General features: G+C 56.1%; 9 protein-coding genes. 4 read left to right on the top strand and 5 right to left on the bottom strand.

Annotated features, from left to right (window positions below; translation table 11 throughout):
* Positions 1-59: 59 nt before the first annotated feature.
* The 3 genes from L977_RS12695 to dgt form a co-directional block, all read right to left on the bottom strand.
* A complete protein-coding gene (locus L977_RS12695) occupies positions 60-1,217 on the bottom strand; it encodes a CdaR family transcriptional regulator (RefSeq protein WP_047625875.1) in 1,158 nt (385 codons plus the stop codon).
* Between the two features lie 146 nt (positions 1,218-1,363).
* Positions 1,364-2,800, bottom strand: coding sequence for a serine endoprotease DegP (gene degP, locus L977_RS12690; protein ID WP_047625873.1), 1,437 nt, complete (start codon positions 2,798-2,800; stop codon positions 1,364-1,366).
* A 131-nt stretch (positions 2,801-2,931) separates the two neighbouring features.
* Positions 2,932-4,446, bottom strand: coding sequence for a dGTPase (dgt, locus tag L977_RS12685; protein WP_047625872.1), 1,515 nt, complete (start codon positions 4,444-4,446; stop codon positions 2,932-2,934).
* Positions 4,447-4,528: 82 nt separating this feature from the next.
* On the opposite strand from dgt, the gene mtnN reads away from it, so the two are divergent.
* The 3 genes from mtnN to L977_RS12670 are packed head-to-tail and all read left to right on the top strand — an operon-like array spanning position 4,529 to position 6,671.
* Positions 4,529-5,227 carry a 5'-methylthioadenosine/S-adenosylhomocysteine nucleosidase gene (mtnN, locus tag L977_RS12680; protein WP_014882620.1) on the top strand — a complete coding sequence of 233 codons (699 nt, stop codon included), beginning with the start codon at positions 4,529-4,531 and terminating at the stop codon, positions 5,225-5,227.
* On the top strand, positions 5,220-6,020 hold the full coding sequence (gene btuF / locus L977_RS12675; protein WP_032637474.1) for a vitamin B12 ABC transporter substrate-binding protein BtuF: 801 nt from the start codon (positions 5,220-5,222) through the stop codon (positions 6,018-6,020). Before mtnN ends, btuF begins: the two co-directional genes overlap by 8 nt.
* A gap of 27 nt (positions 6,021-6,047) precedes the next feature.
* Positions 6,048-6,671: a TRIC cation channel family protein gene (locus tag L977_RS12670; RefSeq protein WP_014882618.1), complete on the top strand. Its 624-nt coding sequence runs from the start codon at positions 6,048-6,050 to the stop codon at positions 6,669-6,671.
* 59 nt (positions 6,672-6,730) lie between these two features.
* Here L977_RS12670 and erpA read toward each other — a convergent pair whose 3' ends face one another.
* Together erpA and clcA are read right to left on the bottom strand one after the other, a co-directional pair.
* Positions 6,731-7,075 carry an iron-sulfur cluster insertion protein ErpA gene (gene erpA, locus L977_RS12665; RefSeq protein ID WP_008501923.1) on the bottom strand — a complete coding sequence of 115 codons (345 nt, stop codon included), beginning with the start codon at positions 7,073-7,075 and terminating at the stop codon, positions 6,731-6,733.
* Between the two features lie 79 nt (positions 7,076-7,154).
* On the bottom strand, positions 7,155-8,555 hold the full coding sequence (gene clcA, locus L977_RS12660) for a H(+)/Cl(-) exchange transporter ClcA (protein ID WP_023332123.1): 1,401 nt from the start codon (positions 8,553-8,555) through the stop codon (positions 7,155-7,157).
* A 177-nt stretch (positions 8,556-8,732) separates the two neighbouring features.
* Between clcA and hemL the strand changes: the two genes are divergently transcribed.
* Positions 8,733-10,013, top strand: coding sequence for a glutamate-1-semialdehyde 2,1-aminomutase (gene hemL / locus L977_RS12655; protein ID WP_014882616.1), 1,281 nt, complete (start codon positions 8,733-8,735; stop codon positions 10,011-10,013).
* The last annotated feature ends 88 nt before the right edge of the window (positions 10,014-10,101 follow it).

Below are 10,101 nucleotides of genomic sequence, written 5' to 3'. Positions count from 1 at the left end.
ATGTTTGCGCCCTCTCCCCGTGGGAGAGGGATGGGGTGAGGGCACCAGCCCGCACTCAGTCATCTCTGCTCATCCAGCTGCAACGCCACATACAGCAGCAGCCTGTCGTCAAAATTCCCCAGATCCAGCCCCGTTAGCTCCGAAATCCGGTTAAGCCGGTACTCCAGCGTATTGCGATGAATAAACAACGCCTTCGACGTCGCCAGCGGCTGCACGTTATGGCGGAACCACGCCTGCAGCGTCCGGCGCAGCAGGCCGTTGTTGTCCATCGCTTTCAGGCGCGCTAAGGGCCGCGCCAGCTCGTTGGCCTGCCAGCCGCCACGCAGGCTGTCGAGCAGCACCGGCAGCATCAGGTCCTGATAGAAATAACTGCGGCTCTCCGGCATCCGCTGCTTACCCACCATCATGGTGGTGCGCGCGGTGCGCCAGGAGCGGGCAATACTGCCCGGCCCGGAAAAGTAATTGCCGAGCGCAACGCGAAAACGCAGCTGACCGTTCTCCTGCATCCGGGAAATCAGCAGTTCCACGCGACGACGATGATCTTCGGCATCCCAGCGGCCAAACGGATTGAGCGCGGGTTTGAGCACCACCATTTCCGTCAGCGAGACTATCGCCACCAGGTTATCGCGTTCCGGTGTCGTTAGCGCATTTTGCAGCTGCTGCAGTTCGGCCATCGCGCTGTCTACGCCAAGCTGACCGCTATCGACCTCGATCACCGCCACCACGCGCGACTGATTGAGGTCGATCCCCAGGCGCTGCGCCCATTCACTGAGTGCAGGCGTAAGCTCTTCCGCCTGAATAAGGTTCATCACCAGCTCTTCGCGCAGGCGGCTGTCCTGGGCGAGCAGATGCATCAGGCGCGACTGCTCCAGCATCATTTCCGCCGTCATACAGACCAACTCGCCATATTTACGCAGGGACTCCGGCTCGCCGGTCAGGCCGATAACCCCCACAATCTCGCCTTCAAGGCGCAGCGGTAAATTGATGCCCTGACGCACGCCGTGCAGGTGTTTCGCAACCGCATCGTCGATATCAACCACACGCCCCTGAGAGAGCACCAAAAGCGCGCCTTCGTGCAATTCACCAATACGCTCACGATCGCCACTACCAATAATGCGCCCACGGGCATCCATTACATTGATGTTGGTATCAATGATGCGCATCGTGCGCGCCACAATATCCTGCGCCATTTTGGTATCAAGATGCCAGCCAGCCATGTCACCCTCCTCTGAGCAGAGCTCAAGCATAGGGAAGTTCAGTGACGGCTGCATTGTGCGAATGCACAAAGAGAGCGGAAGAAGTATGGAGTTGTGGGAAAAGTCACAGAAACAAGAAAGCCCCTGCGTACAGGGGCTTAAGAGGATTACTGCATCAGCAGGTAGATAGAGGTATCACCACGCTGAATATTCAACGCCAGCACGGACGGTTTGCTGTCGAGAATTTTGCGCAGTTCAGCGATGTTTTTCACCGGCTGCTGGTTAGCGCCCATGATCACATCCCCTTTTTTCAGGCCGATACGGGCAGCAGGTGAATTCGCCTTCACGTTATTCACTACCACACCTTTGTCTGCGCCCTTATTGCTCATCTCAGCGCCTTCAATACCGCTGAAGATGGTGCTGGAATCAACCTGATTCTGGCTGCTCTGCTGCAGCTCCAGGCTCACGTTGACCGGCTTACCGTCACGCAGCAGACCGAGGGTCACTTTGCTGCCAATCGGCATAGAGCCGACTTCCGCACGCAGGGCTGCAAAGCTGCTGATCGGCTTACCGTTCAGGGAGGTGATCACGTCACCCGCTTTAATCCCTGCTTTCGCAGCAGAGGAGTTCGGCATCACCTGGCTGACGAACGCGCCGCGCTGGGCATCCACTTTCATCGCTTTTGCCAGCTCAGAGTTCAGCTCGGTGCCCAAAATGCCCAGCTCGCCGCGTTTCACCTGGCCGTACTGCACCATCTGCGCGGTCAGGTTTTTCACCATGTTGCTCGGGATAGCAAAACCGATCCCGATGTTGCCGCCGTCCGGCGCCAGGATCGCGGTGTTAATACCGATCAGCTCGCCGTTCAGGTTCACCAGCGCACCGCCGGAGTTACCGCGGTTGATGGCCGCATCCGTCTGAATAAAGTTTTCATAGTTCTCTGCGTTCAGGCCGCTACGGCCCAGCGCAGAGACGATACCTGAGGTCACGGTTTCGCCCAGACCGAACGGGTTACCGATAGCCACGGTGTAGTCACCTACGCGCAGCGCATCAGAGTCGGCAATTTTAATCGCCGTCAGGTTTTTCGGATCCTGAATCTGGATCAGCGCAATATCGGAACGCGGGTCTTTGCCGACCACTTTTGCGTCGAACTTACGGCCATCGCTCAGTTGAACCTTAATGCTGTTCGCGTTATCAACCACGTGGTTGTTGGTCACGGCGTAGCCTTTCGCTGCATCGATAATGACCCCCGAGCCAAGCGCCATGAATTTCTGTTGCTGGCCGCCGCCCTGGCTGTCATCCCCTGCACCACCGCCCTGACAGAACGGGGAACTCTGGAATGGCGAACCGTCCTGGCAGAACGGTGAGTTGTCACCAAAGAACTGCTGGAAGTTACGCGGCATACGCGGCGTATTGACGGTCGTACTCCCCTCAACGTTAATACTCACCACCGATGGCATCACTTTTTCGAGCATCGGTGCCAGGCTTGGCATCTGCTGCGCGGTTGCTGCCGATGACGCGGTCTCGGCTGCGGTAGCAGTCAGAGGAGACAGCGCTAAACCTAAACTCAGAGCCAGTGCACTCATTGCTAATGTGGTTTTTTTCATGTTTCTCAATCTCGATTTACAGGTAACGCAAAATTGCTGTGTAACTCAGATTCATTTTATACCGCTTAGTTCCGGCCATAAGTTTATGGAAAAGGTAAAAATTTATTGGCCGTCTTTACAAAACTCAGCGTTTATTCCACGGCCATTAGCTTGCGGTATTCATCCCAGGCATACAAATCCGTCATGCCGCTGATATAGTCCTGGATAAGACGGCAGCGATAATAATATTCCATTACCGGCCACTGCGTAGCGTGACGATCCAGCTTACTTATCGCTTCGACATAGGCCAGCCGATGACGGGTTGAAAGTTTTTGATAAAGCCGGGATTCGATAGGAATTCGTCGCACGCGTTCTTTTTCCACCAGCTCACTGAATTCGTCGACCGACAGCTGAAGCAACGGAGAATAAATTTCCAGTAACCCACTGATTACCCGGTAGCCCTGCAGTTCGAGCTGCTCGACATCCGGATGGCTGAACACATGCCGCATCGCCACATGTTTATAGAGCTCAAGGAGTTGACTGAAACTGCTGTCATCTTCCAGCAGCGCGTGATTGAATTCCCCGCTGAAAATCTGCGGCAGATTATCGATAAAGCGCGAGGCTGCGTAGGGCACCAGTTTATTTAATGTATTGACGCGCAAATACATAAAGAACTGATCTTCCGTGCTGCGGCTTAATGTATTTGAGCGCGACTTTTCCCAGGCATTTTCGACAACCTGAGCAAACAGTGAACCTTTTTCGTGGTTTCCCCAGGCGGCATAAAGGTGCTGGTAAAGCTCCTCGACGCTGAATATTCTTTTCTCAACGGCATCTTCCAGGTCAGCAACGCAATAGGAAATATCATCCGCGGCTTCCATAATCCAGGTTAATGGAAAGCGACCGTTTGGCGTCAATGAAAGTTCTTTACGCAGCCGTTCAATATAGGCCTCTTCGGAAAGGTAGTAGCCCGGTTTCTTCATTAAATAGCTGTGGGATGCAGGCGTCTCTCCCGTCCACCACGCGGGACGCGTATATTTCAGGATACAGCCGACCTGCGCCCAGGTCAGGTTCATGCGCATCAGGGAATGTACCAGTCGGATACCCTGGGCATTGCCCTCGAAGTGACAGAGATCCTGACGCACTTTGCGACGCAGATCGTTAAGCCCTTCTTCACCTTCACGCAGACGTAAATCCCGCACGATGCAGCGGTCATCGCTGAGCGGCTGGCTTGCCGCATCCGACGGATGAAGGCGTTGTTTAAACCAGTCATTAATTGCCGCCTCGCCAAAGTGACCAAAAGGCGGATTGCCGATGTCATGCATCAGGCAGGCCATCTCAACGATGCTCTCGAAGGGCCCCGTCAGCTCGTCCAGACCATAGGTTTCCAGTAAACGTAGCTCTTTGAGACGGCTTAAAATCTCTTTGGCAATATACCGCCCGACCTGCTGCACTTCCATTGAGTGGGTTAAGCGCGTGCGTACAGCGGCATTACGCTCCAGCGGAAACACCTGCGTTTTTTGCTGCAAACGCCGGATGGCGGGCGAGTTAATAATCCTTCCTCGATCGCTTTCGAAGATACGCAGGATCTCATGTTCGCTCTTCTCGCCCTGTGGCGAGCGGAAACGTCGGTGCCAGTTAATTTTGGTACGAAAATCGATTGGTGACATGTGCTCCCCCGCGTGAGAATGCGTTTCCCCTTAACCGCATGATAGACTATGCATCTTAACAAGGCACATCGCGAGTAAATCTATGAAAATCGGCATTATTGGTGCAATGGAAGAAGAAGTTACGCTCCTGCGTGACAAAATTGAGAACCGTCAGACACTCTCTCTGGGGGGGTGTGAGATCTACACCGGTCAGCTTAACGGTGTTGACGTGGCTCTGCTGAAATCAGGCATCGGTAAAGTGGCTGCTGCGCTGGGTGCGACCCTGCTGCTTGAGCGCTGCAAGCCGGACGTGATCGTGAACACCGGTTCGGCTGGAGGCCTGGCGCCGACGCTGAAAGTGGGCGATATCGTTGTCTCCGACGAAGCGCGTTATCACGATGCCGACGTCACCGCGTTTGGCTACGAATACGGTCAACTCCCGGGCTGCCCGGCAGGGTTTAAAGCTGACGACAAACTGATTGCGGCGGCTGAAACCTGCATTGCTGAGCTCAATCTTAACGCGGTACGCGGCCTGATTGTCAGCGGTGATGCGTTCATCAATGGCTCCGTCGGTCTGGCAAAAATACGTCATAACTTCCCGCAGGCGGTTGCCGTTGAGATGGAAGCGACCGCGATTGCGCACGTTTGCCACAACTTCAGCGTACCGTTCGTGGTGGTTCGCGCCATCTCTGACGTCGCAGACCAGCAGTCTCACATCAGCTTCGACGAGTTCCTGACCGTTGCGGCAAAACAGTCCACCGTGATGGTGGAACGCCTGGTGCAGAACCTGGCACGTGGCTAAACCATCTCTCAGGGCGCTTGCCGCCCTGCTTCTGCTTGCTTCAGCGTGGCTCTGTGCCGCGCCTCGCGTAATTACGCTCTCTCCCGCTAACACCGAGCTGGCCTTTGCCGCTGGCATCACCCCCGTTGGCGTGAGTAGCTTTTCGGATTACCCCCCCCAGGCGGCCAACATTGAACACGTTGCGACCTGGCAAGGGATGAACCTTGAGCGCATCGTGGCGCTGAAACCCGATCTCGTGCTGGCCTGGCGTGGCGGTAACGCCGAACGGCAGGTCAATCAGCTTACCTCGCTTGGCATCAAGGTCATGTGGGTTGACGCCGTCAGTATTGAGCAAGTCGCTCAGGCACTGCGCGCCCTTGCCCCTTATAGCCCTGCGCCTGAAAAAGCCAGGCACGCGGCGAGCCAGATGCTCAATGACTATGCTGCGCTGAAAGCCCAATACGATACGTCCGTTAAAAAGCGCATCTTCCTGCAGTTTGGCAGTCAGCCGCTGTTTACCACAGGTAAAGGGTCAATTCAGAACCAGGTCCTGGAAGTGTGTGGCGGTGAAAATATCTTTGCTGCCAGCCGGGTACCGTGGCCGCAGGTTAGCCGTGAGCAGGTTCTGGCGCGCCAGCCGCAGGCCATCGTCGTGGTCGGAAATGCGAGCGAGATTCCTAAAATTAAACAATTCTGGCAAAGCCAGCTAAAAATTCCGGTGATCCCACTCAACAGTGACTGGTTTGAACGCGCCAGCCCGCGTATTATCCTCGCCGCAAAACAGCTCTGTGCCGCACTGGCAGAGAGTCACTAACAGAAGACCTTTTTCGAGGATTTAACGATGCTCGTTTATTGGCTGGATATTCTTGGCACAGCCGTTTTTGCTATCTCCGGCGTTCTGCTCGCCGGAAAACTACGCATGGATCCGTTTGGCGTGCTGGTGCTTGGCGTAGTCACTGCCGTTGGCGGCGGGACTATCCGTGATATGGCGCTGGCGAATGGCCCGGTGTTTTGGGTGAAAGATCCGACCGATCTGGTAGTAGCCATGGTGACCTGTCTGTTAACCATTGTGCTGGTTCGCCAGCCCCGCAGATTACCGAAATGGATACTCCCGGTGCTGGATGCCGTGGGTCTGGCCGTGTTTGTCGGTATTGGCGTCAATAAAGCCTTCAATGCCGGAACCGGCCCGATGGTCGCGATCTGCATGGGCGTATTAACCGGCGTGGGCGGCGGGATTATTCGCGACATTCTGGCGCGTGAAGTACCGATGATCCTGCGTACCGAGATCTATGCTACTGCCTGTATTATTGGCGGGATTGTGCACGCCACGGCGTATTACACCTTTGCGGTGCCGCTGGAAAATGCTGCGATGCTGGGGATGGTCGTGACGCTGGTGATTCGTCTGGCGGCAATACGCTGGCACCTGAAGCTGCCGACGTTTGCGCTGGATGAAAATTCAAGATAGGCGTCGTTTATAAGCCCGGTGGCGCTTCGCTTACCGGGCCTACAAATCCGCATTCAGGCTTAAATACTGAACGAAGAACCACACCCGCAGGTGCTGGTTGCGTTCGGGTTAGTCACCACAAAGCGTGACCCTTCCAGACCTTCGGTGTAATCCACTGAACCGCCGACGAGATACTGCAGGCTCATCGGGTCAACCACCAGCGCAACGCCCTGCTTCTCGATGGTCATATCACCATCGTTCACCTGATCGTCAAAAGTAAAACCGTACTGGAAGCCGCTGCAGCCGCCACCAGTAATATAGACACGCAGTTTCAGATCCGGATTGTCTTCGTCGGCAATCAGGGTTTTCACTTTGTTGGCTGCTGCTTCGGTAAATTCCAGCGGCACAGCTACGTCATCACTCATCTTATGCTCCCATGAATACTGCTATTGGGTAAAATTCACCCAATTCTTTTCGTCATTATCTAATACCCTGGTAATTCATTCAAGTATTCTGCGCGGCGGCCCGCTCCGCCTCTTGCTTTGCCAGGGTACGCGCGAGGATGGTGGAGTATAGCGGTTTCCCGCCCAGGAATTGGGCTAATAGTGTCGCCCCGAGACAGGTAATGATCATTGGCAAAATGAGCTGGTAATTATCTGTCATCTCCAGCACCAGCACGATACCGGTCAACGGTGCACGCAGAGACGCAGCCAGCAGTGCCCCCATGCCGGCCACCGCGAAGGTGCCAGCATCAAGATGATACGCCGGGAAGCCCACTTTGGCTGCCATACCAAACGCGGTGCCCAGCAGCGTACCAAGCGCCAGCATCGGGGCGAAAATCCCGCCGGGTGCACCGGAGGAGAAGCACAGAACCGTTGTGATAACCCGGGAGATAAACATAAACAGCAGCAGACCGACGCTGAAATTTCCCGCTGCGGCGATGGGGATCAGCCCGAAGCCGCCGCCTGCGGCATTCGGCTCAATAAAGCCGAGCACGCCGCACATCCCGCCCAGCAGGCCGCCCATCAGCACCCATTTCGTCGTATTGCCGCCATGAATACGCTGGAACATATCCTGAGCACGTAAGATGCAGGTGTTAAACAGCGGCCCCACCACGCCAAAAATCATGCCGAGGATCAGGTAAAGCCACAGGGTGTTGACCGGCGCGTTGGTCAGTTTACCCACCTCAATTACCGCCCCTTCGCCATTGAAGAGGCGGAAAACAATGCTCGACATAATAACGCCGGTAAACACGGCTTTAATGGAGATCAGGTTGTAGCGGAACTGCGCGCGCATCTCTTCGATGATGAACAATATGCCCGCCAGCGGTGCGTTAAACGCCGCTGAAAGACCCGCCGCCGCACCGGTGGCGAGCAGCGTATGGCGCGCTTCGGCGCTTCGCATCCGGAACAGATCGCCCACCATGCGTCCGACGTTGCCCCCCAGTTGTACCGTTGGCCCTTCCCGGCCCAGCACCATCCCCGCGCCCAGCGTCCCCATACCGCCGATGAATTTAACCGGGATCACGCGCCACCAGCGCACCGGGCGCAACTCTTCCAGTGCACCTTCAATTTCCGGGATGCCAGACCCGCCGGCCTCCTGGGCGAATTTACGCACCAGAAAATACCCCACCATGGCAAACAGCGCCGACAGTCCAAATGCCCCGACCCAGACCAGCCACCGGCTATCGGCAAAACCCGCGACGGTGCCCACTCGCCAGTTGAGTACGGCATTGACCGCTTTTTCAAACGCCACGCCAACCAGACCGGCGAGAGTCCCCACCACGGCTGCAGCCAGCAGGATCGCCAGCGGCGTTTTATCGCGATTGAGCAGCCGCCGAATACTGATCCGGTGCTGAGCGCGCGTAAACTGTTGTTCTTCAAAAGACGGAGAATCTGATTTCATGTCCTGTTCTTATTCGTCATACAAAAAGCCGAGGAGATTTTACCAGAGACCTTCCCTCCGTCCCCTTAAAAATACTTAACAAATCTTAAAGCATTATCTGGCTAAAAATTTCATAACCTACTGCGAATCACTTAGAATAGTGTGCTTAATCATTTTATACGAACCAGGAACGACGCCATGAGCAAGTCTGAAAACCTCTACAGTGCAGCCCGGGAGCTTATTCCAGGTGGTGTGAACTCGCCTGTTCGCGCCTTTACCGGCGTGGGCGGTACGCCGCTGTTTATTGAACGTGCTGACGGCGCGTATCTGTATGATGTCGATGGCAAAGCCTATATCGATTATGTCGGTTCCTGGGGACCGATGGTGCTCGGGCACAACCACCCAGCCATTCGTAACGCGGTCATTGAAGCTGCTCAGCGTGGCCTGAGCTTCGGTGCGCCAACCGAAATGGAAGTGAAGATGGCGGAGCTGGTGACCGAACTGGTGCCGACCATGGACATGGTACGTATGGTGAACTCCGGTACAGAAGCGACCATGAGCGCGATCCGCCTGGCGCGCGGTTTTACCGGTCGCGATAAAATCATTAAATTCGAAGGCTGCTACCACGGTCACGCAGACTGTTTACTGGTGAAAGCAGGCTCCGGCGCGCTGACCCTCGGCCAGCCAAACTCGCCTGGCGTGCCGGCGGATTTCGCTAAGCATACCCTGACCTGTACCTATAACGATCTGAACACCGTTCGCGCGGCGTTCGAGCAGTATCCGCAGGAGATCGCCTGCATCATCGTTGAACCGGTAGCGGGCAACATGAACTGCATTCCACCGCAGCCGGACTTCCTGCCGGGCCTGCGCGCCCTGTGCGATGAGTTTGGTGCCCTGCTGATCATCGACGAAGTGATGACCGGCTTCCGCGTAGCGCTGGCGGGTGCCCAGTCTTATTATGGCGTTGAGCCGGACCTGACCTGCCTCGGCAAAATCATCGGCGGCGGAATGCCTGTTGGCGCATTCGGCGGCCGTAAGGATGTGATGGAAGCGCTGGCGCCAACGGGCCCGGTCTACCAGGCAGGTACCCTTTCCGGCAACCCGATTGCGATGGCCGCAGGCTTCGCCTGCCTGACCGAAGTGGCGCAACCAGGCATTCACGAAACCCTGACCGACCTGACGACTCAACTGGCTAACGGTCTGCTGGAAGCCGCAGAAGAGGCGGGTATCCCACTGGTGGTCAATCACGTCGGCGGCATGTTCGGGATTTTCTTCACCGATGCGCCAACCGTGACCTGCTATCAGGACGTCGTGAAGTGCGATGTTGAACGCTTCAAGCGCTTCTTCCACCTGATGCTGGAAGAAGGTGTGTACCTGGCGCCGTCGGCGTTTGAAGCGGGCTTTATGTCCGTGGCGCACAGCGAAGAAGATATCAATAACACCATCGACGCGGCGCGTAAGGTGTTTGCGAAGCTTTAAGGGAATTGCCGGGTGGCGCTAACGCTTACCCGGCCTACGATATTCTCCCTCTCCCCGTGGGAGAGGGCCGGGGTGAGGGCATCAGGCC

This window comes from Enterobacter sp. ZOR0014 (assembly GCF_000798855.1).
Taxonomy (GTDB): Bacteria; Pseudomonadota; Gammaproteobacteria; order Enterobacterales; family Enterobacteriaceae; genus Enterobacter; species Enterobacter kobei.
The sequence above is the reverse complement of the archived record's forward strand: the minus strand, read 5'-3'. Positions and strand labels throughout refer to the sequence as shown.